Annotated in this window: 20 protein-coding genes and 2 tRNA genes; all 22 read left to right on the forward strand. The window is 66.3% G+C overall.

Annotated elements, in window-relative coordinates; genetic code table 11:
* Positions 1-444 (forward strand): biopolymer transporter ExbD, encoded by a 444-nt coding sequence (locus IDM46_RS05410; RefSeq protein ID WP_185115034.1) that lies wholly within the window; start codon positions 1-3, stop codon positions 442-444.
* Complete coding sequence (gene msbA / locus IDM46_RS05415; protein ID WP_185115035.1) at positions 441-2,282, forward strand: lipid A export permease/ATP-binding protein MsbA; 1,842 nt, start codon at positions 441-443, stop codon at positions 2,280-2,282. The genes IDM46_RS05410 and msbA overlap by 4 nt, the downstream gene beginning before the upstream one ends.
* The gene (lpxK, locus tag IDM46_RS05420) at positions 2,279-3,301 is read left to right on the forward strand and encodes a tetraacyldisaccharide 4'-kinase (protein WP_185115036.1); all 1,023 of its coding nucleotides are present in this window, start codon (positions 2,279-2,281) and stop codon (positions 3,299-3,301) included. Before msbA ends, lpxK begins: the two co-directional genes overlap by 4 nt.
* Complete coding sequence (gene kdsB / locus IDM46_RS05425) at positions 3,294-4,067, forward strand: 3-deoxy-manno-octulosonate cytidylyltransferase (protein WP_185115037.1); 774 nt, start codon at positions 3,294-3,296, stop codon at positions 4,065-4,067. Before lpxK ends, kdsB begins: the two co-directional genes overlap by 8 nt.
* Before the next feature lie 7 nt (positions 4,068-4,074).
* Complete coding sequence (locus tag IDM46_RS05430; RefSeq protein WP_185115038.1) at positions 4,075-5,499, forward strand: thioredoxin-like domain-containing protein; 1,425 nt, start codon at positions 4,075-4,077, stop codon at positions 5,497-5,499.
* Positions 5,496-7,424, forward strand: a complete 1,929-nt coding sequence (gene uvrC, locus IDM46_RS05435; RefSeq protein ID WP_185115039.1) for an excinuclease ABC subunit UvrC — start codon at positions 5,496-5,498, stop codon at positions 7,422-7,424. Before IDM46_RS05430 ends, uvrC begins: the two co-directional genes overlap by 4 nt.
* Positions 7,421-8,068 carry a CDP-diacylglycerol--glycerol-3-phosphate 3-phosphatidyltransferase gene (gene pgsA, locus IDM46_RS05440; RefSeq protein ID WP_182821710.1) on the forward strand — a complete coding sequence of 216 codons (648 nt, stop codon included), beginning with the start codon at positions 7,421-7,423 and terminating at the stop codon, positions 8,066-8,068. The genes uvrC and pgsA overlap by 4 nt, the downstream gene beginning before the upstream one ends.
* Positions 8,059-8,134: transfer RNA gene (locus IDM46_RS05445), tRNA-Gly, on the forward strand. The genes pgsA and IDM46_RS05445 overlap by 10 nt, the downstream gene beginning before the upstream one ends.
* Before the next feature lie 75 nt (positions 8,135-8,209).
* Positions 8,210-8,283 (forward strand) — tRNA-Cys (locus tag IDM46_RS05450).
* 318 nt (positions 8,284-8,601) lie between these two features.
* Entirely contained in the window at positions 8,602-9,393 is a 792-nt protein-coding gene (locus IDM46_RS05455; protein ID WP_185115040.1) for a CpsB/CapC family capsule biosynthesis tyrosine phosphatase, read from the forward strand.
* 45 nt (positions 9,394-9,438) lie between these two features.
* Positions 9,439-10,137: a polysaccharide biosynthesis/export family protein gene (locus IDM46_RS05460; RefSeq protein WP_185115041.1), complete on the forward strand. Its 699-nt coding sequence runs from the start codon at positions 9,439-9,441 to the stop codon at positions 10,135-10,137.
* A gap of 31 nt (positions 10,138-10,168) precedes the next feature.
* Positions 10,169-12,478 (forward strand): polysaccharide biosynthesis tyrosine autokinase, encoded by a 2,310-nt coding sequence (locus IDM46_RS05465; protein ID WP_185115042.1) that lies wholly within the window; start codon positions 10,169-10,171, stop codon positions 12,476-12,478.
* Positions 12,479-12,491: 13 nt separating this feature from the next.
* Complete coding sequence (locus IDM46_RS05470; protein WP_185115043.1) at positions 12,492-14,009, forward strand: DnaJ domain-containing protein; 1,518 nt, start codon at positions 12,492-12,494, stop codon at positions 14,007-14,009.
* Complete coding sequence (locus tag IDM46_RS05475; RefSeq protein WP_185115044.1) at positions 14,006-15,172, forward strand: BTAD domain-containing putative transcriptional regulator; 1,167 nt, start codon at positions 14,006-14,008, stop codon at positions 15,170-15,172. Before IDM46_RS05470 ends, IDM46_RS05475 begins: the two co-directional genes overlap by 4 nt.
* Positions 15,173-15,455: 283 nt before the next feature.
* Positions 15,456-15,884, forward strand: coding sequence for a hypothetical protein (locus IDM46_RS05480; protein WP_185115045.1), 429 nt, complete (start codon positions 15,456-15,458; stop codon positions 15,882-15,884).
* Positions 15,885-16,025: 141 nt separating this feature from the next.
* The gene (locus IDM46_RS05485; RefSeq protein ID WP_185115046.1) at positions 16,026-17,381 is read left to right on the forward strand and encodes an O-antigen ligase family protein; all 1,356 of its coding nucleotides are present in this window, start codon (positions 16,026-16,028) and stop codon (positions 17,379-17,381) included.
* 3 nt (positions 17,382-17,384) lie between these two features.
* A complete protein-coding gene (gene tviB / locus IDM46_RS05490) occupies positions 17,385-18,668 on the forward strand; it encodes a Vi polysaccharide biosynthesis UDP-N-acetylglucosamine C-6 dehydrogenase TviB (RefSeq protein ID WP_185115047.1) in 1,284 nt (427 codons plus the stop codon).
* Positions 18,668-20,659 carry an acyltransferase family protein gene (locus tag IDM46_RS05495; RefSeq protein ID WP_191073341.1) on the forward strand — a complete coding sequence of 664 codons (1,992 nt, stop codon included), beginning with the start codon at positions 18,668-18,670 and terminating at the stop codon, positions 20,657-20,659. Before tviB ends, IDM46_RS05495 begins: the two co-directional genes overlap by 1 nt.
* The gene (locus IDM46_RS05500; protein WP_223878056.1) at positions 20,659-21,855 is read left to right on the forward strand and encodes a glycosyltransferase; all 1,197 of its coding nucleotides are present in this window, start codon (positions 20,659-20,661) and stop codon (positions 21,853-21,855) included. Before IDM46_RS05495 ends, IDM46_RS05500 begins: the two co-directional genes overlap by 1 nt.
* The gene (locus tag IDM46_RS05505; protein ID WP_185115050.1) at positions 21,852-22,703 is read left to right on the forward strand and encodes an FkbM family methyltransferase; all 852 of its coding nucleotides are present in this window, start codon (positions 21,852-21,854) and stop codon (positions 22,701-22,703) included. The genes IDM46_RS05500 and IDM46_RS05505 overlap by 4 nt, the downstream gene beginning before the upstream one ends.
* Entirely contained in the window at positions 22,700-23,590 is an 891-nt protein-coding gene (locus tag IDM46_RS05510) for a GNAT family N-acetyltransferase (protein WP_185115051.1), read from the forward strand. Before IDM46_RS05505 ends, IDM46_RS05510 begins: the two co-directional genes overlap by 4 nt.
* On the forward strand, positions 23,587-24,930 hold the full coding sequence (locus tag IDM46_RS05515; RefSeq protein WP_185115052.1) for an oligosaccharide flippase family protein: 1,344 nt from the start codon (positions 23,587-23,589) through the stop codon (positions 24,928-24,930). Before IDM46_RS05510 ends, IDM46_RS05515 begins: the two co-directional genes overlap by 4 nt.
* The last annotated feature ends 159 nt before the right edge of the window (positions 24,931-25,089 follow it).

The following is a 25,089-nucleotide window of genomic DNA, read 5'->3' on the forward strand; positions in this document are numbered from 1 at the left end:
ATGCGCATCCGTGACCGCCGCGCCGAGGACGTGCCCGAGATCAACCTCGTGCCGCTGATCGACGTGATCCTGGTGCTGATCATCTTCTTCGTGGTCACCACCACCTTCGATACCCGCTCGGTGCTGAAGCTCGAACTGCCCAGCGCCGATGCGCGCCCGGCCGACAACGACCCGCAGGCGCTGAGCGTGCTGGTCAACGCCGACGGCCGCTACTTCATCGACGACCGCGAGGCGCTGCGCACCGACGTGGATTCGCTCAAGGCGACCATCCTCGAAGTCGCCGGCGACGACCGCGAACGCGCCGTGCTGCTGCGCGCCGACGCGCGCACGCAGCACCAGGCGGTGGTGACCGCGATGGACGCGCTCGGCCAGCTCGGCTTCAAGCGCGTGGCCATCGCCACCGCGCCCGCGTCCGGCGCGCGCACGGCGCCGCCCACGCAATGAGCGGAAGCACCCGCAACAGCACCGCTGCCGGCAAGCCCGCGGCCGGCGCGTCGGGGTCCGCCGTCGCGGCTGCTGCAGCCGCGGCCGAAGCTTCCACGCCCAGCGCCTGGGTCACCTACCGCCGCCTGCTCGGCTTCGCCGCGCGTTACTGGCCGCTGCTCACCGTGGCCACCATCGGCATGGTGATCGAGGCCGGCGCGGGCGCGGCCTTCGTGTGGCTGATGAAGCCGCTGACCAACGACGGCTTCGTGGATCCGAAGCCCGAGATGGCGCTGATCCTGCCGCTGGCGATCATCTTCCTGTTCCTGCTGCGCGGCGTGGCGACCTTCTGCACCGACTACGGCATGGCGCGCTCCGGGCGCAGCGTGGTGCGCGACCTGCGCGAGCTGGTGCTGGGCAAGTACCTGCGCCTGCCGAGCAGCCGCTTCGATACCGAGGCCGTGCCCAACATGGTCAGCCGGCTCAACTTCGACACCGAGCAGGTCACCCAGGCCAGCGCCGACGCGCTGAAGATCATCGTCGCCGACGGCCTGACCATCCTGTTCCTGTTCGCGTTGATGCTCTACACCAGCGTCAAGGTGACCATGGCGATGATCCTGATCGCGCCACTGATCGGGGTGCTGGTCTGGTACGTGGGTGGCCGCTACCGACGCATCAGCCGCGGCATCCAGAGCAGCATGGGCGACCTGGCGCACAGCGCCGAGCAGTCGCTGGCCGCGCAGCAGGACGTCAAGGTGCACGGCGCGCAGGCGTTCGAGCAGGCGCGCTATTCGTCGCTCGCCAACCGCGTGCTGCGGCTCAACATGAAGGTGGAGACCACCCGCGCGCTGTCGTCCGGCATGGTGCAGATCCTCGCCGCGCTGGCGCTGGCGGCGATCGTGTGGGTGGCGATCGGCGAGGCGCTCGCCAAGCGCCTGGATCCGGGCGAGTTCATGCAGCTGATGACCGCGATGATGGGCATCATCCCGTCGCTCAGGCGCATCACCAACGTGCAGAGCGTGATCGGGCGCGGCGTGGCCGCGGCCGAGCGGCTGTTCTCGATCCTCGACGACGTCGAGGAGGACGACCGCGGCCGCACGCCGGTCGATCGCGCCCGCGGCGAGCTGGTCTTCGACGACGTCAGCCTGAGCTACGCGCGCGGCGAGGGCAGGGTGGCGCTGGACCATGTCAGCTTCACCGCGCGGCCGGGCACGGTCACCGCGATCGTCGGCCGGTCCGGCAGCGGCAAGACCAGCCTGATCCGCCTGGTGCCGCGCTTCTACGAGCCCGATTCCGGCCGCATCACCCTCGACGGCACGCCGCTGGCCGATTACGCGCTCGCCGACCTGCGCCGCCAGGTGGCGCTGGTGGGCCAGCGCGTGGCGCTGTTCGACGACACCGTGGCCGCCAACATCGCCTATGGCATCGAGGCGCCGCGCGAGTCGATCCGCGCGGCCGCCGAGGCCGCCAACGCCTGGGAGTTCATCGAGCGCCTGCCGCAGGGGCTGGACACGCCGATCGGCGAGAACGGCGCACTGCTGTCCGGCGGCCAGCGCCAGCGCCTGGCCATCGCGCGCGCCATCCTGCGCGACGCGCCGATCCTGATCCTCGACGAAGCCACCGCCGCGCTCGACACCGAATCCGAACGCCTGGTGCAGGACGCGCTGCAGCGGCTGATGCCCGACCGCACCACGCTGGTCGTCGCGCACCGCCTGTCGACCATCGAACACGCCGACCAGGTGCTGGTGTTCGACCAGGGCCGGCTGCTGGAGCAGGGCACGCACACCGAGCTGCTGGCGCAGGGCGGGCTGTACGCGCACCTGCACGGCATGCAGTTCCGCGAAGGCGGGCCGGCGTGAACCGCGTGCGCCAGGCGCCTCGCTGGTGGTTCGACGGCAGCACGCCGCCGCTGCCCGCGCGCGTGCTGTCGAAGCTCTACGCCGCGGCCGTCGCCGCGCGCGTCGCGCTGTACCGCAAGGGCCTGCTGCGCCGGAAGAGCGCCGGTGCGCCGGTGATCGTGGTCGGCAACCTGATCGCCGGTGGCAGCGGCAAGACCCCGCTCACGCTGGCCATTGTCGAGCGCCTGAAGGCCGCGGGCTTCACCCCGGGCGTCGCCAGCCGCGGCTACGGGCGCAAGGATGCGCGCGCCGCGGCCTGGGTGGATGCCGATACCGCGCCCGCCATCGGCGGCGACGAACCGGTGCTGATCGCCCGCCTGACGGGCGTGCGCGTGCGCGTCGACGCCGACCGCGCCGCCGCCGCGCGCGCGCTGGTCGCCGCCGGCTGCAACGTGGTGGTCTGCGACGACGGCCTGCAGCACTACGCACTGGCGCGCGACATCGAGATCGAAGTCATCGACGGCCGCCGCCGCCACGGCAACGGCCTGCCGCTGCCGGCCGGGCCGATGCGCGAACCCGCCGCGCGCGCCGCCAGCTGCGATTTCCGCGTGCTCAACGTCGGCAGCGATCCGGACCTCGTCGCCGGCTTCGGCGAATGGCCGATGTGGCTGGCGCCCGGCGACGCCATGCCGCTCGCCGGCGGCCGGCCGCGCAAGCTGTCGGACTTCATCGGCCAGCGCGTGCATGCCGTGGCCGGCATCGGCGACCCGGAGCGCTTCTTCACCATGCTGCGCAGCCTGGGCATCGCGGTGGTGCCGCATGCCTTCGCCGACCACCACGCCTACAGCGAGGACGACCTGCGCTTCGGCAGCGACCTGCCGGTGCTGATGACCGCCAAGGACGCGGTGAAGTGCGCGGCGTTCGTCACCGAGCGCCATTACATGGTGCCGGTGCGAGCGGAGCTGCCGGAGGCCTTCTGGATCGCGTTCCTGGCCAGGTTGCCCGCGGCGCGCACGCAGGCCGGCGGCGCCGATGCCTGACCTCGACTTCATCGTCGCCATCCCCGCGCGCTTCGCGGCCACGCGCCTGCCGGGCAAGCCCCTGCAACTGCTCGGCGGCGAGCCGCTGGTGCTGCACGTCGCACGCCGCGCCCTGGCCGCCGGCGCGCGCGAAGTCTGGGTGGCGGCCGACGACGCGCGCATCGCGCAGGCGCTGGACGGCAGCGGCGCGCGCGTGGCAATGACCTCGCCCGGCCACATCTCCGGCAGCGACCGCCTGGCCGAATGCGCCGACATCGCCGGCTGGGCCGACGACGCGGTGGTCGTCAATCTGCAGGGCGACGAGCCGTTCGCGCCCGCGGCGGGGATCCGCGCGGTGGCGACCGCGCTGGTCACGTCCGGCGCGGAGATGTCCACGCTCGCCACGCCGGTGGAGGACGTCGCCACGCTGTTCGACCCCAACGCCGTCAAGCTGGTGCGTGCCGCCAACGGCGACGCGCTGTACTTCAGCCGCGCGCCGCTGCCGTGGCCGCGCGATGCCTTCGCCGCGGCGCACGGGCGCGAGCACATGCCCGGAGGCCACCACTGGCTGCGCCACATCGGCATCTACGGCTACCGCGCCCGCTTCCTGCGGCGCTTCGCGGCGCTGCCGCCCACGCCGCTGGAGCGCATCGAGTCGCTGGAGCAGCTGCGCGCGCTCGAGCACGGCCACCGCATCGCCGTGGCGCTGTCGCCGGAGCCGTTCCCGCCGGGCGTGGACACCCCCGAAGACCTGGCGCGCGCCGAGCTCCGACTGCAGCAGGCATAATCGGGCGATGGATGCAGTCCTCGCCCCGGAATTCCCGCCGAGCCTGGAATGGCTCAACACCACCGCGCCGGTGCGCATGGCGCAGCTGCGCGGGCGCGTCTGCGCGCTGGCCTTCGTCAACGCCGGCTCGGCGTGGTCCATGCAGCGCATGGTCGATCTCGCCCACCTGCGTGGCCGCCATGGCGAGCGCCTCAACGTGGTCGCGGTGCACGTGCCGCGCTTCGACCACGAGCGCGACCCGCGCCGCGCCGCCAAGCGCCTGAATCGGCAGACCATCGAATTCCCGGTCGCCCACGACGCCGACTGGACGCTGTGGCAGCACTACGGCATCGAGGCCTGGCCCACGGTGGTGCTGATCGACGCCGACGGCCGCATCCGCGAGCGCTTCACCGGTGACGGCCAGCTGCGCGAGCTGGACGCGGCGGTCGCGGCGCTGGGCGCCGAGGCCAGGCCGCGCTCGCGCAACGTCGAGCCCATCGAGATGCGCCGCGTCGGCGAGCCGATGCTGCCACTGCGCTTCCCGATGGGCATCGCCCTGTCCGGCAACTACCTGTACGTGGCCGACAGCGGCCACCACCGCGTGCTGGAGTGCGACCACTCCGGCCGCGTGCTGCGCCAGTTCGGCTCCGGCGGCCCGGGCTTCATCGACGGTCCGATGGAGCTGTCCGCGCTCAACAGGCCGCAGGGCATGTGCATCGAGCGCGACATGCTCTACGTCGCCGATACCGGCAACCACGCGGTGCGCCGCATCCAGCTGCGCTCGGGCGACATCGACACCGTACTCGGTGCCGGCCGCCCGGGCACCCCCGGCGAAGGCCCGGTCGGCGATCCGCGCACGGTGGCGCTGGACCAGCCGCGCGCGGTGTCGCTGGCCGCCGGCGCCATGTTCATCGCCACCGCCGGCGACAACCGCCTGTGGCGCTACGACATGGGCACGCCGGGCATCACGCTGCTCGCGGGCTCCGGCCTGCTGGACGTGGTCGACGGCGTCGGCCGCGCGGCGGCGTTCGCCGAGCCGGTGGCGCTGGCGTCGGTGCAGCAGGTGGTCTACGTGTGCGATGCCGCCGGTTCGGCGATCCGCTCCGCCAACGCGCGCAGCGGGCTGGTGTCGACGCTTGTCGGCCGCGACCCCTGGAACCACGGCAACGCCGACGGCGTGCGCACCGACGCCGCGCTGCAGCAGCCACAGGCGATCGCGCTCGATCCCAATTCGCCGGTGCTGTGGATCGCCGACAGCGGCAACGACTGCCTGCGCTCGCTGCGCCTGGGCGGTGGCGAGATCAGCACCTGGCCGCTGCCGCAGCGCCTGCACGCGCCCTGCGGCCTGGCCGTGGCCGACGGCGTGGTGTGGATCGCCGACACCGACGCGCACGCCGTGCTGCGCCTCGACACCCGGGATGGCGCGCTGCGCCACATCCCCATCGGCGAATGACCGCGGCCGGCAGCGTGCCGCCCGACGGCCCGCCCCAGGGCGGGGCCGTGGTGTTCGACGGCAAGGCCTTCGTCCGCGGCCTGAGCACCGCGCCCGGCGTGTACCGCATGCACGCCGCCGACGACAGCGTGCTGTATGTCGGCAAGGCCGGCGCGCTGAAGAAGCGCGTTGCCAGTTACTTCAGCGCCAGCCCCAAGAGCCCGCGCACCACCGCCATGCTGGCGCAGGTCGCGCGCATGGAGGTCACGGTCACGCGCACCGAGGCCGAGGCGCTGCTGCTTGAAAACCAGCTCATCAAGTCCCTCAAGCCGCGCTACAACGTGCTGCTGCGCGACGACAAGAGCTATCCCTACATCCTGCTCACCCGCGAGGATGCGCCGCGCATCGCCATGCACCGGGGCCCGCAGGCGGTGCCCGGCAACTACTACGGCCCGTACCCCGGCGTGATGGCGGTGCGCGAAACGCTCAACCTGCTGCACAAGCTGTTCAAGCTGCGCAGCTGCGAGGACAGCGTGTACCGCAACCGCACGCGGCCCTGCCTGCAGTACCAGATCGGCCGCTGCAGCGCGCCGTGCGTCGGCTTCGTCGAGCAGGCCGAGTACGACGATGCCGTGCGCCGCGTGCGCCTGTTCCTCGAAGGCCGCAGCGACCAGCTGGTCGACGAACTCGCCGCCGGCATGGAGGCGGCAAGCCAGGCGCTTGCCTTCGAACGCGCCGCGCGCCTGCGCGACACGCTCGCCAGCCTGCGCAGCATGCAGGCGCGGCAGTACGTCGACGGCCGCGCCGCGGATCTCGACGTGCTGGCCATCGCCATGGAAGGCACGCACGCCTGCGTGCTGCTGCTGGCGTTCCGCGACGGCCGCAACTTCGGCACCCGCGCGTTCTTCCCCAAGACCAACGGCGTCGATGAACCGGCCGAAGTGCTGGCGGCGTTCGTGTCGCAGTACTACACCGGCCAGGTGCCGCCGCAGGAGATCGTGCTCGACCGCGCCATCGAGGACATCGACCTGCTGCAGGAGGCGTTCTCGCTGCAGGCCGGGCGCAAGGTGGTCATCAAGCCCAGCGTGCGCGGCGAGCGCGCCGGCTATCTCGACATGGCGCGGCGCAACGCCGTGCAGCAGCTGGCCACCATGCTCGGCAGCCAGGCGGCGCAGGCCGCGCGCGCGGAATCGCTGCGCGCGCTGCTCGGCCTGGCCGCGCCGGCCAGGCGCATCGAATGCTTCGACATCAGCCACACCATGGGCGAGGCCACCGTGGCCTCGTGCGTGGTGTTCGATGCCGAAGGCCCGGTGCGCGGCCAGTACCGGCGCTACAACATCGCCGGCATCGAGCCCGGCGACGACTACGCGGCCATGCACCAGGCGCTGTCGCGGCGCTTCCGCCGCGCCGCCGACAGCACGCCGGGCGAGGGCGACGGCCCGGTGCTGCCCGACGTGCTGCTGATCGACGGCGGCGCGGGGCAGGTGGCGCAGGCCAACGCGGTGCTCGGCGAGCTCGGCATCACGGGCGTCACCGTGGTCGGCGTGGCCAAGGGCGAAGCGCGCAAGGCCGGGCATGAAACGCTGCTGCTGCCTGGCGTTGATGGACAGCCGGGCCGCGAGCTGCAGCCCGGCGCGGCCTCGCCCGGCCTGCAGCTGGTGCAGCAGGTGCGCGACGAGGCGCACCGTTTCGCCATCACCGGCCACCGCGGCCGCCGGCAGAAGGCGCGCAGCACCAGCCGGCTCGAGGACATCCCGGGCATCGGCCCGCGCCGGCGCGCCAGCCTGCTCAAGCATTTCGGCGGGCTGGGCGGGCTGCGCGCGGCCGGCGTCGCCGAAATCGCACGCGTCGAAGGCGTCAACCAGGCGCTCGCGGAACGGATTTACGCCACACTGCACGGCCTGGACGCCCCCGCGTCGGGCGCCAAGGCCACGCGAGACCCATGAAGCTCACCATCCCCACCTGGCTCACCCTGCTGCGCATCGTCCTCATTCCGGTGATGGTGCTGATGTTCTACCTGCCCTGGCAGTGGAGCAATTTCCTGACCGCGGCGATCTTCGGCTTCGCCGCCATCACCGACTGGCTGGATGGCTGGATCGCGCGCCGCTACAACCAGTATTCGGCGTTCGGGGCGTTCCTGGATCCGGTGGCCGACAAGCTGATGGTCGCCACCGCGCTGTTCCTGATCGTGCAGGGCCACCCCACGCCGTGGATGGCGTTCTGGGCGGCGGTGATCGTGGGCCGCGAGATCGCGGTGTCGGCGCTGCGCGAGTGGATGGCGGAGCTGGGGCAGAGCGCAACGGTGAAAGTCGCCACCATCGGCAAGATCAAGACCGTGGTGCAGATGGTGGCGCTGCTCGCGCTGCTGTACGCGGTGACGCCCGACAAGAATCCGCCGCGGCCGCAGGCATGGCTTGGCGAGCCGATCTTCCACATCGGCGACTGGATGCTGGCGGTGGCGGCGCTGCTCACGCTGTGGTCCGGATTCGAGTATCTGCGTGCGGCGTGGCCGGTACTTCGTGCAAGTGAGGGCGCACCTGTTGACAACGTATCCGCGACCCGTAAAATGCCTGGCTCAGCGCGGGAATAGCTCAGTTGGTAGAGCGCAACCTTGCCAAGGTTGAGGTCGCGAGTTCGAGTCTCGTTTCCCGCTCCAGGTTTGAGACAAGACCCCGGCAACGGGGTCTTGTTGTGTCAGGCCCGGCAATTCGCCTGGCGCCAGTTTCAAGTGGGCCTCATGGCAGAGTGGTCATGCAGCGGACTGCAAATCCGCGTACGCCGGTTCGATTCCGACTGAGGCCTCCAGAAAAAGAAAAGGTCAGGTGCATTTGCCGGTTGGCAGGTGGATCTGGCCTTTTTGCTTTGTTGCTTCGTGGAGGGTGGCGGGTACCAAGGGCCTTGAGGACTCATGTCCCCCGGCGATGGCCTTGGCCATCGCCTCCTCCTTGACTTCCTCCTCAAGGCCCTTGGCACCCGCTGCGCCGCACTGCGCGGGGTTGAAAGGCACACCCCGTGATCCGGGGCATTCGGCGCTTCTGCCCGGCAGTGTGAGGGAGGGGTAAAGGTTGGGCGTGGTAAAGTGCGCGGCTGCATTGTTTGCACCCTGCCAGACGGACCTCCGGCATGTTGGACCTCCATTGCCACCTGCTCCCCGCGATCGATGACGGGGCGGTTGACCTTGCCATGTCGCTGGAGATGGCGCGCATCGCCGTGGCCGATGGCATTACCGTGACCGCGTGCACCCCGCACATCTATCCCGGCATGTACGAGAACAAGGGCCCGGACATCCGCGCGGCCATCGTCAGCCTGCAGGCCGAGCTGGACCGCGAGGGCATTGCGCTGAAGCTGGTGGAAGGCGCCGACGTGCACCTCGATCAGGGGCTGGCCGCCGGCATCCGCGATGGCCGCATCCCCACGCTGGCAGGCTCGCGCTACCTGCTGTTCGAGCCGCCGCACCACGTGGCGCCGCCGCGGCTGGAAGACACCATGTTCGAGTTGATGGCCGCGGGTTATGTGCCCGTGGTCACACATCCGGAGCGGCTGACCTGGGTGGAGCAGCATTACGACACCTTCGTGCGCCTGGCCGGGCGCGGGGTGTTCATGCAGGTCACGTCGGGCGCGCTCACCGGGCGTTTCGGCCGCCGCGCGCAGTACTGGGGCGAGCGGTTCGTGGGCGAGGGGCACTGCCACATCCTCGCCACCGACGCCCACCACCCCACGCGCCGCCCGCCGCTGCTGGCCGAGGGCCGCGAGGCCGCGGCGCGCCTGGTGGGTGCCGAGGAGGCCGGGCACATGGTTGTGACCCGGCCGGCTGCAATGATCGCCAACGCCAGAGCGGATACACTTCCATCCCTTCCCGCACCTGCCATGCCGAAGCCTCCGCGCTTTTGGCAGAGACTGCTGCGTTCAGCCTGATTTTTAGCAAGGTCCCGCCCCCAGCTGGATCAAGAGGTCAATGTGATGAAGAAAACCTGGTTGTTATTCGTCGCGCTACTGCTGACTACGCTGATGACCGCGTGTGCGTCGGGGGCTTCGAAACGGGCAATGATGGGGGCGGAGTTGCCAGCGCCCGACACCACCACCGCGTCCGGCGCGTACGAAGGCGCCACCGACTATCGTTTGGGCTCGCAGGACCTGCTGGAGATCAGCGTGTTCGGCGTGAGTGAGCTCAAGCACCAGACGAGGGTCAACTCCAACGGCCTTATCAACGTCCCCTTGGTGGGCAGCGTGATGGCGGGCGGCAAGACCGTCCCCGAGTTGGAGAAGGAACTCGCCCGGAAGTATGCGGAGGGCTACCTGCAGAACCCGCAGGTGAGCATTTTCGTCACCGAATACACCAGCCAGAGGGTGACATTGGAGGGTGCCATAAACAAGCCGGGAATCTTTCCATTGACTGGCAAGACGTCATTGCTGCAGGCGATCGCGATGGCCCAAGGTCTTCATGAGCTGGCCGATCCAAGCGGCATCGTGGTCTTCCGCTATGTCAACGGCGAGCGCATGGCCGCCGCGTTTGATATGAAAGCCGTCAGGGACGGCTCAATGCCCGACCCGCAGATCTACGGCGACGACGTGATCGTCGTCGAGCGCTCTGGAAGCCGGTCCGCTCTGCGGGAATTCCTCAAGAGCATTCCCGCTTTCGCACTCTTCATGGCGCTTTAAGCGCTCATCAACGTTACGGACAACTCCACGCATGCATGACGACCAGCTGCCGGCCAGTCCGGCTGGTGACAACAGCCACGACCGACAACTCCCCGCGCCCGTCCTTCCAGGTACCCATCTCCAGCCAGCTTCCAGCCGAGCAGCGCTTGCGCTCGACCTGTTCGAGGAGAAGCGCGGAGACGAAGACGAGCTCGATCTGCTCGCCTACTGGCGCATCCTGGTCAAACGTCGCTGGCTGGTGCTTGGCGTGCTTGGCGTGGTCGTGGCATTGGCCCTCATCGCCACCTTGATGATGCCGCCGGTATACCGCGCATCCGCCACGCTGCAGATCGATCGCGACACTGTCCAGGTCATGCAGGTGGAAGGCGTCACCAATGCCGAAGGTGGGGGGCCGGATTTCCTGCTGACTCAGTACGCACTGCTGCAGAGTCGAAGCCTGGCCGAGCGCGTCGCGAACGAATTGCAGATCGATGCCGCCACGGTCCAACGCCTTGGCTCGACAACATGGTGGCGGCGGGCCGCCGGTGCGTTGCGTCCGGATTCAAACGCCGATGTGGCTGCCTCCGCGGGGCTTCCTGAGCCGTTGGCCGAAGACGGCCAGTCCGACGCGCTCGCCAATCTTGGCCCAGCTGTCGGGATTGTCCGCAGCGGTTTGACCGTCGAGCCGGTGCGAGGCTCGCGGCTGGTACTCGTGCACTACGATTCGACGCTTCCCGCCTTCTCGGCACGCGTTGTCAATGCAATCGCCGATGGCTTCATCGCGACTGCGATTGAGCGCAAGTTCGACGCGTCCTCGTACGCCAGCAAATATCTTGAAGAACAGCTCGCACTTGCCAAGGGCCGTCTGGAAGAGTCCGAGCGCGCTCTGGTCGCGTTTGCCACCAAGGAAAATATCGTTGCGAGCGGTGAGGGGAGCCAGTCGCTGGAAAGCCAGAACCTTGGCGCGCTCAATGCTGCACTGGCGGGCGCGCAGGATGACCGCATTCGAGCTCAAGCGGCGTGGGGCCAAGTGAGCGGGGGCGGCGCGCTGCCAGCAGCAGCCATTGCGAATTCCATCCTAAACACGCTTCAGAACCAGCGAGCCACGCTCAACTCGCAATATCAGCAACAGCTCAAGACCTACAAGCCGGAGTACCCAACGATGCAGGCCCTCAAGGGCCAGATCGATGAAGTCGACAGGCAGATCGCGCAGGAGCGCGACGGCGTGAGGGCTTCGATCCGGGCCGAGTATCAAGCCGCCCAGAGCCGTGAAACCATGTTGATGTCGCAGCTCAACAACCTGCGTACCAAAACGCTCGACGTCGACAACCGCTCGATTGACTACAACATCCTGCGACGCGAGGTGGACACCAACCGCCAGCTCTATGACGGCCTTCTTCAGCGTTACAAGGAAATCGGCGTGGCCGGCGGTGCCGGGGTGGGTGCCAACAACATTTCGATCGTTGACCGGGCGGTGGTGCCCACGGGGCGTTTCAAGCCCAACCTGGGGTTGAACCTCGCGATCGGCCTGCTCTTGGGCCTGATGTTGGGCGTCCTTCTTGCTTTTGTACTTGAATTTCTCGATGACACCATCAAGAGTCCCGAGGACGTCGAACAGCACTTGCGTTTGGCCATGCTTGGCATCATTCCCCACTTGCGTAAGCAGAGCGTGGAAGCGGCCAGCGCTGACCCGCGATCTGCGTTCTCGGAGGCCTACCGCTCGGTGCGCACAGCGCTGCAGTTCTCGACTGACCGGGGCGTGCCGAAGGTCTTGCTTGTCACCAGTCCGAGTGCTTCGGAGGGCAAGTCCACTACGGCGCACACCTTGGCGCGCAACTTCGCCCAACTGGGCAAGCGCGTGCTGCTGATCGAGGCTGATCTGCGCAATCCGTCACTGCACAAGGTGCTCGGCGTACGCTCGGAAACCGGGTTGTCCAGCCTGCTGGCCGGCGCCGCCAGCGCCCACGAAGTGGTGCTGGACACCGACGACGAGCGCCTGAAGGTGATTCTCGCAGGTCCCCTGCCGCCCAATCCGGCGGAACTGCTGTCCGGCAGCCGGCTTTTGTCCATGCTGACCGTGGCCGCGGAAACGTACGACCAGGTAATCATCGACGGCCCGCCCGTACTCGGCATCGCAGATGCGCCCATCCTGGCCAACGTTGTTTCAGGAACGTTGCTGGTAGTGCAGGCCGGCGAGACGCGAATCAAGACCGCTCAGGCCGCAATAAAGCGCCTGGCGGCCGCGCGCGCACGTGTCATCGGTGGCCTGCTCACGCATTACGATGCCAAAGTCGCCGGCTATGGCTACGACTACGCTTCGTATTACTCCTACGGCACCACGCCGAAGCTCGCCGGCAAGTAACGGGACGCCGGGGATGACCACGGGGAGCGACGACGCGCTGGATGTGGCGCTCGGGCTGCTGCGTGCCCCAGCGCTCCGCGGTGCATTGCGCGTGCGGCCGCTTCCCAACGGCATGGCCGAATTGCTGGCTATCGCCTCGGGTTCGGCGGAGCGAGCGCGTGCCGCAGCCGCCCGCACCGGTCACGCGCAAGGTGAGCTCCTCGAGGCGTCACGCTTCTACGTACAGCAGATCTTGTTGGCCGAGGACGCCGACGCCTACCGCGTGCTTGGCGTGGAGCGGGGCGCCGATCACGCCGACATCCGCGACCACCACCGCCTGTTGCTGCGTTGGCTGCATCCCGACCGCAACGAGGGTGCGCAATGGGAGTCCGCATTCGCCACGCGCGTCAACTCCGCATGGACGCAATTGCGGAGCGGCGACGCCATAGCCGACTACGACGCCCGGCCGGATGTCATCGCCCGACAGGTTCAACTGCCGTCGTCGCAAGAGGCGCTGCCCCCGCGCCCGTGGGGACTGCGTTCCACAAGCGATGCGCCGACGGGCCGCGCGGGGCCATTTGCCGTAGCCGGACTCGGCCTCGCTTGCATCGCGTTGGCTTGGCTCGCTGTGCAGCGCGAAGGCGAGCTCGATAAGCGGCGGGACCACATGGCGGAGGAGGCGGCGTACTCAAGCATCACATCTCCCTCCGCGGCCGATGGGCGCGCCTCGCCGCGACACCGCAAACCGGAATTAGGCGTGGTATCTGCAAAGGCACCCAAATCTCCGGATCCCCAGATCGATCTGCTCGCCAGCAGCGCACCGCCACCGGACGCGCTGTTCGTGGCGCCTGGAGCCTGGGATGTCATCGTGCAGCCACTAGCTGAAGCGTTATCGACGCCATCTACGCATGCGCAGCAGGCGTCATCCTCGTCGGCGCGCGTGGGGACGGTGGTCCGGGACTCGCCGACCATCGGCGCGGCGCGCGCACCGATGGAGTTGCCAATCCCGGACCCGGATACGACGCCTTCGCGCGGCGTGGCGTCGGCGCTTGAATTGCGTGGATCCACGCACGCGACATCTCAGTTGCCTGTTGTTGCGCCTGTGCCTACCCCCGCCCCAGCCCCGGCGTCCGCCAGCATTGCCACCCCGGCGACCAGATCCGCACCTGTTGCGTCATCGATCGCATCCGCCCCGTCGTTGCCTGGCGATCCACTTCAGCTCATGCGCGAGGCCGAGGCCAGCCTCGGTGCTGTGACCACTTACCTCACGCTCGCCGAAGCCCGCTCTCCCGCGTTCCTCGACGCGGCCATCCGACTGGAAGCGGCCGGCATCCGCACTAACCTGCACGCCAGGCTCAATGCTCGACAACGTCGGCGCATGGTAATCCAGTCGCCCGCATGGACCCTCGGCCAAGAGAGGGCCTCGCTCCTTGCGGGCTACAGCGTCCAGGCACGGCGCGAGATACAGGAAACCGGTTTGCTACGCCTCCAGCTCGTCCGCCATGGCGATGCCTGGCGCGTTGCGGAGCTGCATTTGGAACCGGCGGAATGAGCAGCCTTCGCCTGCTGTCATTTTTTGTCTTGCTCCTGGCGCTCGCCTTCGCCGGCTTCAGCCTGGTGGCAACTCGCGGTGACTCGGCAGCAATCACCGCGGAGTTTGCAGTGGCGCAAGCCCACCTGCGTGCGGGTGATGGCCGGTCCGCCGCGGCCGCCGCACGTGCCTTGCTGGCGCACGAGCCCGCTCACGGTGGCGCCTTCGGCGTACTTGCCGCGGCGCTGGAGGCTGAGGGGAGTGAGGTGGACGTCCTCGAGCGTTATCAGACTGCCTCGCGCCGGTCGCCACGAGACCTTGGCGTACGTGGCTGGCTTGCCTCCCGCGCGTTGGAGGTCGGCGACTACACCACCGCCATCAATCACATCGACGCCATGCTGAGCCTAGCCGGCAGCAGCCATCGCGACCTGCTCCCGATGCTGGTCCAGCTCTCGCATGATCTGGATTTCGCCCGGGCATTGGCCGCGCATCTTGCGCGCCAGCCGCGCTGGCGTCCGGCCATCCTGCGCGTGGCGGCCAACTCCGGGCTGCCGGATGCCGCCGACAACCTGCACGGCGCGTTGCGCGAGCAGGGCCGATTGTCTCGGGACGAGGTGACACGATGGATCGATGGCATGCTCAAGGATGGACGCTGGGGCAGTGCCTACGCACGCTGGTTCAGTGGGCTGGAAGCGGTGCCCGAGCGGCTACATGTGCCTTGGAACGGTGATTTCGCGCGCATGCCTACCTCCAGTGGTTTTGACTGGCGAGTACGCCGTACGAATGGCGTGGTCTTCGACCGCATCACGTTGCCTGGAGGCGGGCATGCCGCGCGTTTAGCCTTTCTGGGGCGACCAGTCGCGGCCGTCGGCATTGAGGCCCCGCTGCTGTTGGTCCCTGGGCGTCACCTGTTGACGCTCCGCGCGCGCACCCGCGGCATGCGATCGGATCAGGGATTGGAATGGAATCTCGTCTGTGGTGACGGCCGCACCCGGATCGCACAAGGCGCGCGGATACGCGAGGCGCACCAATGGAGCACGGTCGAACTCGAATTTGACGTGCCGATCAGCGATGGGTGCGACGGCCAGTGGCTTCGGCTGGTCAACCCGGCACCTCGCGGCGTAGCGCAAGTGCTACGGGGCGAGCTGCATGTGACAGACGTCACTATCGCGCGAATCGAGTGATACGGCGCCCCGCCCAAAGTGATTGACAACAAAGGGCGGCCATCGGCTGGATCATTTGGCACGATTCCTGCATCATGTTCCTTGCGTTCAAGGCCAAACGAAGTTCGTCGGTAGTTGCCAACATCGCCATTGGGCAACGTCACACGGCGGTCACCTTGCTGTACCAGAGGGTTGAATTTGAAGGAAATTCCGGCGCTGTTCGGTTGCGGATCAAGTACGTTTCGCCTAACCTGTGTTGCGGCGCGTCAAAGCCGCTCTCCTGAATGATAAATGGAAGGACTCCATGAAGACTACGCTGCTGTTTACCGTCGCACTCGCCACCGCTTTCTCCGCGCCGGTCCTGGCGCAGGGTGCCGGTGCCACGCTCCGCATCGACAGCGGCAGCGCCATGGTCAGCACGGGTGGCGAGTTCGCCACCGCGTCGTCGGGTGCCCAGCTTTCCAGCGGCTCGCGCGTCATGCTCGGTGAAGGCAGCCGATCCACGCTGGTCTATACCAACGGCTGCACCCAGGCCCTGAACAATCCGGGCGTGTACAGCGTCTCCGCCACCTGCGTAGCGGCGAACGGTGCGGGTGGCTCCAACGGCGCCGGCAGGGCCGGCGTTGACGTGGGCGGCGCTGCCATCATCACCGGCGTGACCGTGGCGGCCGCGGCCGCCCTCGCCAGCATGGATGACGTCGAGTACGTTGCTCCGCCGCCGGTCAGTCGCTGACCAGCGCCCCTGACGGGGCCGGCAGACATCTGACGGGACGGGCTTGCCCCGTCCCGTTTTTATTGGGGAATCGAACTACGCATGGACGGCGCAGGAGCCACCGCAGCATCGCGCGGGCGTGACACAGCGGCTCTGGTCGGAGTGGCCGCGCTGCTGGTGCTGTCGCTTGTCGCCGGCGGCAGCTCGCAGGAGTCGGGCGGTGGCGTGTTCACGGCGCGCCTGCTTGCGCTGCCGCTGATCGCCTGGGGAAGCTGGTTGCTTCTGGCCAAACGTTCAAGTGACGTTGCCCATCGCGCCGGCAACGTGCAATGGGCTTGGCTGCTGTTCGTGGCGGCGCTGGTGGCCATACCGCTGCTGCAGCTGTGGCTGCCCGGCAGCCTGGCCGGTGGCGAGGGCAGGGATGCACTGTCCCGGGACCTGCAGGGCTTCGGCGTGCATGCCCCCGCGCACTGGTCGCTTGCGCCTGCCGCAACGCGTGAGGCCGGCTTTGCGCTGCTGCCCGCGCTTGCGGTATTCGTGCTCACCTTGGCGCTGCCGACCCAGGCGCAACGCAGGCTGGCGATGGTGGTTGTACTGATGGCCCTGGCCAGCCTGCTTCTCGGCATCGCCCAGCTTGGTGCGCCGCAGGAAAGCGCGCTCAACCCCTACCCGCAGTGGCAGCCAGCCATGAACGGCTTCTTCGCCAACCCCAATCACCAGGCGACGCTGCTGGTGGTCGCGGCCACGCTGGCCTGTTCGTGGCTGGCCACGGCGATCGGACGTTGGCCAGAAGGTCGCCCACATCGTGTCGCGGTCATCGCGGCTTCCGCGTTGGTGGTGCTGCTCGCCGCCGTGTCCTTGCCCCTCACCGGCTCGCGCGCCGGCGTCGTGCTCTTCATCCTGTCCTGCGGCGTGGTGGTAGTCGGTCATTGGCCGTCGTGGCGGGGTGGCCGAAGCGGCCGCATCATGCTCGCAGCTGGCGTGGCGCTCGCGGGATTCGCCCTTCTCGCGGCGCTGCGGTGGATGCAGGTCGACAGTGTCGACGAATTGCGTGCCCCCTTGCGCGCGGTCACTGGAGAGATCGCAGCGCGTTTCGCGCCATTTGGCACGGGCGTAGGCAGCTACGTGCCGGTGTTCGAACAAGAATCGCCACGCGAACTGTTGATGGGCGAATACGTCAACCATGCCCACAACGAATACGCACAGTGGTGGCTCGAGGCCGGCGTGCCGGGGCTGGTCGTCATGATGCTAGGCGCGGCGGCGCTCGCGCTCACCGTTCGCGGCCTGTGGCGGCTGCCCGCACACGACCGCGGCCTGGGCGTGACCGCCCTGGTGGCGCTGGCCGCGATCCTGGCGCACTCCATCGTCGACTACCCGCTGCGCACGCCGGCCATGCTGGCGGTGGCCGCCGCGTTGGCGGGTATCGCCGCGGCGCAAGCGGCGCAGACTGATCGTGGCCGACAGCAGATTCGATTGCCCGTTGACACGGATAATCGCCAATACCTTGCAAGGGATTAACGCATGAACCAGTTTCCGGCGCCGGACGCGACACGCATCGCGGTGGTAGGCCTCGGCTACGTGGGCCTGCCGCTTGCCGTCGAGTTCGGCAAGCAGTACGCCACCGTGGGTTTCGACATCAACGCCGCGCGCGTGGCCGAGCTGCGCGCCGGCAAGGACAGCACGCTCGAGGTGGAGCCGGAGCTCCTGGGCAGCGCCACGCAGCTGGGCTTCACCAGCGACCTGGAAGGCATCCGCGACTGCAACGTGTACGTGGTCACCGTGCCCACGCCCATCGACAGCGCCCGCCGCCCGGACCTCACCCCGCTGCGCAAGGCCAGCGAGTCGCTGGGCAAGGTGCTGCAGCCCGGCGACACCGTGGTGTACGAGTCCACCGTGTATCCCGGCTGCACCGAAGAAGTGTGCGTGCCGATCCTGGAGCAGGTGAGCGGCCTGACGTTCAACGTCGACTTCTTCTGCGGCTACAGCCCGGAGCGCATCAACCCCGGCGACAAGCAGCACCGCGTCACCACCATCATGAAGGTGACCTCCGGCTCTACGCCGGCGGCCGCGAACTTCGTGGACGCGCTGTACGCCAGCATCATCACCGCCGGCACCCACAAGGCCAGCAGCATCAAGGTGGCCGAGGCCGCCAAGGTGATCGAGAACACCCAGCGCGACCTCAACATCGCCCTGGTCAACGACCTGGCGATCCTCTTCAACAAGTTGGGCATCGACACGCTGGAAGTGCTGGAAGCCGCGGGCACCAAGTGGAACTTCCTGCCGTTCCGCCCGGGCCTGGTGGGCGGGCACTGCATCAGCGTGGATCCTTACTACCTGACGCACAAGGCGCAGGAAGTGGGGCACCACCCGGACGTGATCCTGGCCGGGCGTCGCACCAACGACGGCATGGGCGCGTACGTGGCGGGTGAAGTAATCCGGCTGATGGTGCGCAACGGCATCAACCCGGTGCGCGCACGGATCCTGATCCTGGGGCTGGCGTTCAAGGAGAACTGCCCGGACCTGCGGAATACGCGGGTGGTGGACATCATTGGCGCGCTGCAGGGCTACAACGCGCGCGTGGAGGTGTGTGACCCTTGGGTGGATGCGGCCGAGGCCAAGCACGAGTACGGGTTGTCACTGTGCAAGCCGGGCGCAGGCGAGTACGACGCGATCATCGTGGCGGTGGGGCATGAGGAGTTCCGGAAGCTGGGTGCGGCCGGGATACGCGCGCATGGCAAGCCGGGTGCAGTTTTGTATGACGTGAAGTATGTGCTGCCTCGTGAGGCGGTTGACGGGCGGTTGTAATGGGTGCGGTAGCTTCACCCCAGAAGCACCGAGATGACATAGACGGTTTGCGAGCCGTTGCCGTCCTCATGGTGTTGCTGTTTCATTACGGGTTTGGCGTGCCGGGTGGATATGTTGGGGTAGACGTATTTTTTGTCATATCCGGATTCCTCATTACCGGAATAATCACCCGCCAGATGGAGAAGGGAGAGTTTTCCTTCCTTGAGTTCTATGAGCGGCGCGCGCGTCGGATACTGCCTGCGCTCTTCGTAGTGTTAATCATCTCCAGCATTGGTGCGCTGTTTGTACTGCTGCCATCCGATCTGGAGCGTTTCGCAAAAAGTCTGATTGCGTCTCTGCTGTCGGTGTCGAACTTCTGGTTCTGGTCGCAAGGCGGATACTTTGGCTCCGCGTCCGAGATGGCGCCCTTGCTGCACACTTGGTCGTTAGCCGTCGAAGAACAGTTCTACATTGCTCTGCCTTTGGCGTTGTTCTTGGTATATCGGTGGGCGCCGCGTCACGTTTTCAGCTTCACTGCTGGCGTGACCGTGGTTACATTTATTGCTGCCGCCTTCTTTGTCTCAACACGAACGCCAGAAGTTTTCTATTTTTCGCCCTTCCGCGCTTGGGAGTTATCGCTGGGGGGGCTTTTGGCCGTTCGACGGCCCCCTGCAGTGACCAGCAAGTTTCATCGGCAGTGGATTGCAGCGGCTGGCCTCCTGCTGGTCGTCGTTCCTGCGGTTGCTTTCAATGAAGAGACGCTGTTTCCGGGACCGTCAGCTGCGCTGCCGTGTCTCGGCACGGCGCTGTTGATCTGGACAGGTATGTCTGGAGATTCCGTGGTTAGGCGGATTCTCGCGACGCGACTGCTGGTGCTGGTCGGGCTGATTTCGTACTCCTTGTATCTTTGGCATTGGCCGATCCTGGTCTTGGCCAAACATGCCGTTGGCCAGGATCTCGGCCTCGTCAGCAGACTGGTTCTTGGCGGCTTGGCGTTTGTCATGGCCTTCTTGAGCTGGAAGTTCGTGGAAACGCCGTTCCGGAATCGAGGCCGTACGAGCGGTCGTGTGTTGTGGCTATCTACACTGGGTGCGGGTGCTGCATTGGCGGTTGCGAGTGGCGTGACGTTGTCCAATGGTGGTTTCGAGAGGCGGTTTGATCCACAGGTCGTCACCCTCGATCGCGCGCGCGCGCGACAGGCTTTCCGCACTGAATGTATTGACTACAGGCCACGAGTCGAAGCTGTGTCCGCATGCAAGATAGGTGCTGCCGGCGTACCCACTCTACTTGTCTGGGGAGACTCCTATGCGCACGCGATGCTGCCCGCCTTGGATACCGCGCTCAAGAATCTAGGTGTCGCCGCGTTGTTCGTCGCTGAGAGTGGCTGTCCTCCGCTGCCCCAAGCAGTAGTTTCGTGGAAGGGGCGCGAGAATTGGCGCTGTCAACAGTTCAACCGCGACGTAATGCGACTGTTGACTGATTCGCATCGATTGGAGCACTTGGTGCTTGCCGCAGCCTGGAACGCCTACGCAGCAGAGGATCAGGGATACAAGCTGCGGGTGGCAGGTAGCGATACGTCGGAAGATTCCCTGAAGCGCGGCCTTGTCGAGTTGACGTATGACCTTGGCGAACAAACAGCAGTTGAAAGGATAGTTTTCATTGGACAAGTGCCGAGTTATGAGTGGAGCATTCCCACCAGAATGCTTGATGCCAACCGATGGGATGTTGCCCTCGGTTCTCTAACGCGGGAGGCTTGGAGGGCTAAAAGTGAAGCGTCGCACGCTGCGGTGCGAGGTCTTGTAGGGTCGGGAGCATTCCAGTTTATAGATCCATCAGAGTGGTTTTGCAGATCGGGCGTATGCCAGTACGCGGATCAAGCCAATCTGCCCTTCTACTGGGATCATGGCCATATAAACAGCCGCGGCAGTGCTTTTATTCTGCCCCAGCTTGAGCAAGGGCTGCGAAAAGTCCTCGCTGATCAGGGCGCAATCTCGCTTCGTGCGTCTCCATGATGGACGAATCTTGTCCGTTCGAGCGGGGCCAGAATGGTGTCGGTAAGGGTGCGCGAGACCCACTCAGTGAGCGTCTTATCGCCATCGTGCTCCCAGACCTGCGAGGCGGCGGAGCGGAGCGTGTCGGTATCAATCTTGCCAATGAGTTTGCTGCACAAGGTCATCGCGTCGACCTGGTGCTCCTTCGGGCAGTGGGCGAGTTGCTGCCGTTGCTGGATTCCAGGGTTTGCATAGTTGATCTTGGCGTTGTCAGGCTGCGGGGCCTATTCGTGCCGCTACTTCGCTACCTGCGTAAGGTAAGGCCATCTGCGCTATTGGCGAGCATGTGGCCCATCACCGTTATCTCGGCTGCGGCTTGCCGATTGTCTGGATATGGACCGCGTCTGGTTGTCGTGGAGCACACCGACTGGTCGTCCTCTCGGGAGCGAGGCGGTCCGGCCAGGCGGATCGCGATGAAGTGCACGATGGCGCTCGGCTTCCGCTTGGCCAACGGGGTCGTGGCGGTTTCCGATGGCGCCAGTGATGTACTCGCCAGAGTTGGCTGGTATCCACGAAATCGCATAACGACGATCCACAATCCAATCGTGGGTGGCGCCGAGTCCCGTCAGGTATCGGGAGTTGGCGTAGCTCCATGTTGGAGTACCGGTGACCACCACCGGATTCTCGCTGTCGGGAGCTTGAAGGCGGTAAAGGATTACCCGACGCTGCTCCGCGCCTTCCGCATCTTGCTCCGCAGCACCGATGCCAAGTTGTTGATCCTGGGCGAAGGAGAAGAGCGCCAGCCGCTCCAGCGGCTTGTTGCCGAACTCGGCCTTGGTGATGACGTCACCATGCCGGGGTTCACGGTTACCACCGAAACTTTTTATAAGGCAGCGGATTTGCATGTCCTGTCCTCGACGGCGGAGGGGTTTGGCAACGTGCTGGTCGAGGCGATGGCGCAAGGAACCCCAGTCGTCAGCACTGATTGCCCGTCTGGTCCCAGAGAGATCCTGATGGATGGGCGTTACGGGCCGCTCGTGCCCGTCGGCGACGCTGAACGTCTTGCCGAAGCGATGCTGGGATCCCTCAGCTATCCACAAGATCGCGCCGCACTCCAAGCGCGCGCCAAGCATTTCAGTGTTGAACGGGCAGCGGAAGCGTACTTGAGCCTGCTGCTACCAGACGCATGTGGTAAGAACCCGGAAGTCTCCATATGAAACAGTTTCTTCGAGCGCTACGCGACCATCCTCTTGTCTTGACACCTTTGGTGGCTGTGCTGAGCCTGCTCAAGCGCATCGGCTTCGACATTGCCGAGAGGGTTTACCGGCATGCGCCTTTCCGCGGAACTGTGACAACGGCCGTGACAGGTGGGGCTAGTTTCCGGATCGTTTCCGAAGGCAGGAAAATTGAGAATGGCTTGTATTGGCGTGGGATTGACGCCCATGAGCCAAAGAGCATGGCGATCTGGATGGAGGCCGCACGAAACGCGCGGACTGTTCTGGACGTCGGGGCGAACTCGGGCGTTTTTTCACTGGCTGCTGCCGCCGCGGGTGCCGGGGCGATACACGCGTTCGAGCCGCTGGCGCGGGTCCACGGCATCCTGTCTCGCAACTTCGCGCTGAACCCGGGATTTCCGCTGCAGGCCTGGGCCGTCGCAGTCTCGGACCAATCGGGCGTTGCCGAGTTGCACGACCCGGGCGGCGCGGCTCCTACCAGTGCAAGCCTTTCCGCCGAGTTCAGCCGGGAGCACCTCGGTGATGTCCCGACCTGCTCGGTTCCCGTAGTCACCATTGATGATTTTTGCGCGAGAGAACGTATTCATGGCGTCGATCTGGTGAAGATTGATGTCGAGGGGCTCGAGGAGCACGTACTTCGCGGCATGCGAGCAGTCGCGCTGCGCGATCGGCCACTCATCCTCATGGAGGTGTTGGACGGTTACGAGGCGCAGCTGCGGAAGGTGGCGGAAGAAGTCTTCGGTGGAGACGTCACCTGGCACAGGGTTGACGAGGGAGACGGCGGGCCAAACCGGAATGTCGTGCTGGACTTCAAGGCGACGAGGCAATGAGCATCGCGACCAAGCGGTTGCAGGCGGATAACGACAATGACTGGTCGGCGTTGTTGTCGCTGGGGGCAAGCGTCGGCTTCCATCGGATGCAGGAGCGGCTGCACAGCAACTGGACGAAGAGCAGCCCCCTCACCGCCTGCTATGGGGTCGAAGAGGATGGCAAGCTCTTAGCAAGTATCCTCTTCATCGCGCATGACATCAGGATGGCGGGCGTCGCCACCAAGGCCTACCAGTCCTGCTGGATTATGGTGCGTCCCGATCGACAAGGCGGTCCATGGTTGGGATTGATCTACCGCAAGGCCATGCGTGATCTTGCGCGAATCGACGGAAAGTTCATTTTCGGTTTCCCAAACAGTATCGCTATGCCCGTCTTCAAGAGCATTTCCGCGGTAAATGTGCTCGCGATGCGCCGTACCTACGTGGCGCTGCGGCTGCCACGAAGCATGATCGACTGGCAGTGGGATCTGGCACGCTGCCATGGGCAGCAGTCGTTGCCAGGTCTGGTCACCTTCGAACAGGCGCCGATACTTGCTTGGAAGCAGCATGAGCACCCGGGACTCGTCTCGGCGCGGGATGGCGGCAATCTGCTTTGGGGGCGAATTGAAGAGCGCCGCTTGTTTCGACTCGGTTCCCTCAAGGTCCTGCTGGCGGGTGGCTGCGAGGTCGAAGACCCGGGCAACTTCATGCAGCTCGCCAGACGGATGGGGCGCGAGTATGGGATTGACGTGATCCGCTTCGTGTCGCCGGAGGGAAGTGTGGTCGCGGCTGCAAGCCGGGTCGGGCGTGCGGCGCGAAAGACGGAGTCTTTCACTTATATCCCGCTGGTGAAGGACCTGCCCACCGATATCGCATTCGACGTATGCACCGGCCTCAAGGGGATGTATTGAACCTCTTGGCACGCTTGGCACGCCCCGGGCTGGGGCGGACGATCATCAATGCCGTGCTCGGCAGCGCGGGGCTGCGCATGGCCGGCATGGGCCTCGGCTTCCTGGTCGGCGTGCAGCTGGCCCGCGGCTTGGGTGCAGAGGGCTACGGGATCTACGGCGTCGCGATGTCGGTGCTGACGGTACTCATGGTGCCCGCGGAGTTCGGTATGCCGCAGTTGCTCATCCGCGAAGTTGGCGCCGCCCAGGTGAACGAGGATTGGGGCCGGATGCATGGCGTGACGCGCTGGGCGTCGCGCGCGGCGTGGCTGTCTTCCGCTGTGATTTCCGTTGCCGTCCTCGGGTGGATCATCGCTACGGATCGCGCGTTTGAAATGCCGTTGACACTGACACTGCTGGCGGGCCTTTCCATGGTGCCACTTGCAGTACTTGGAAGACAGAAGGGCGCGGCGGTCCTCGGGCTGCAGCACATCGTGAAGGGCCAGCTTCCGGATTCGGTCGTGCGGCCGGCAGTGTTCTCGCTCCTCCTCCTGATTGCGCATCTTTTCGCACTGCGGCTCTCTCCGGCGCTGGCGATGCTACTGGGCACACTGTCGGCTGCAGTCGCGTTCGTGGTGGTCGTGGCAATGTACAAGAGGCTTCTGCCTACCGCGGTTCATCACGCCGCGCCAATTTCCGACTCGAGGCGCTGGTGGGCGAGCGCAATGCCCATGGCATTGACAGAAGGTATGCGCAGCCTGCAGGGCAACCTCGCGACCCTGGTTATGGGAGCGATGGCGCCGGCCGCGGCAGTGGGCGTTTTCCGCGTAGCGGTTTCTGTCTCCATTGCCATCTCGTTACCAGTAAGTCTGTTCACGATGATCGGCTCGCCGCTGATTGCCAGGCTGCATGCGCAAGGTGACGCGGCACGCCTGCAGCGCTTGCTCGGCTGGTTGGCGCTTGGCATGACAGCAGGTTCGATTCTGTTGGCGCTGCCTTTCATCATTGCGGGCGGCGCGCTTATGGCGCGCGTGTTCGGCGATGAGTTCGGAGCATCGACAGCCCCGCTTCTGATTCTGTGCGCTGGGGGTATCGTCTACTCGATGCTCGGGCCGGCAGTCGTCGTCCTGAATATGAGCGGGTACGAGCGCAAGGTGAGCCGCGCATTCGGGATCTCCGTTGCCACTCTGATTATCGTGATGGTTCCGTTGGTGCATTTTCATGGGGCGATCGGTGCTGCAGCGGCTACCGCGCTCGCGATGGTGCTTGGGAATATTCTGATGTGGTGGGACGCCCGCCGACTCCTCGCCCTCGATTCCTCGGTATTTTCGTTAATGAACGCGAGGCGCGGTGGTGATGAATAACGGCCTTCTGACCATACTGCACCGGAAGTCCGCGACGACGTATTTGCGTGTTGTGCGACACGTGCTTGTGATGCTGAGGGTGGCGTACGCGAAAGCCTTGAATCCCGGGGCAGAGATTCCTTGGTCTACAAGGATTGGCCGGGGGGTTGTCATCCGGGC

This window comes from Luteimonas sp. MC1825 (assembly GCF_014764385.1).
Lineage (GTDB): Bacteria > Pseudomonadota > Gammaproteobacteria > Xanthomonadales > Xanthomonadaceae > Luteimonas.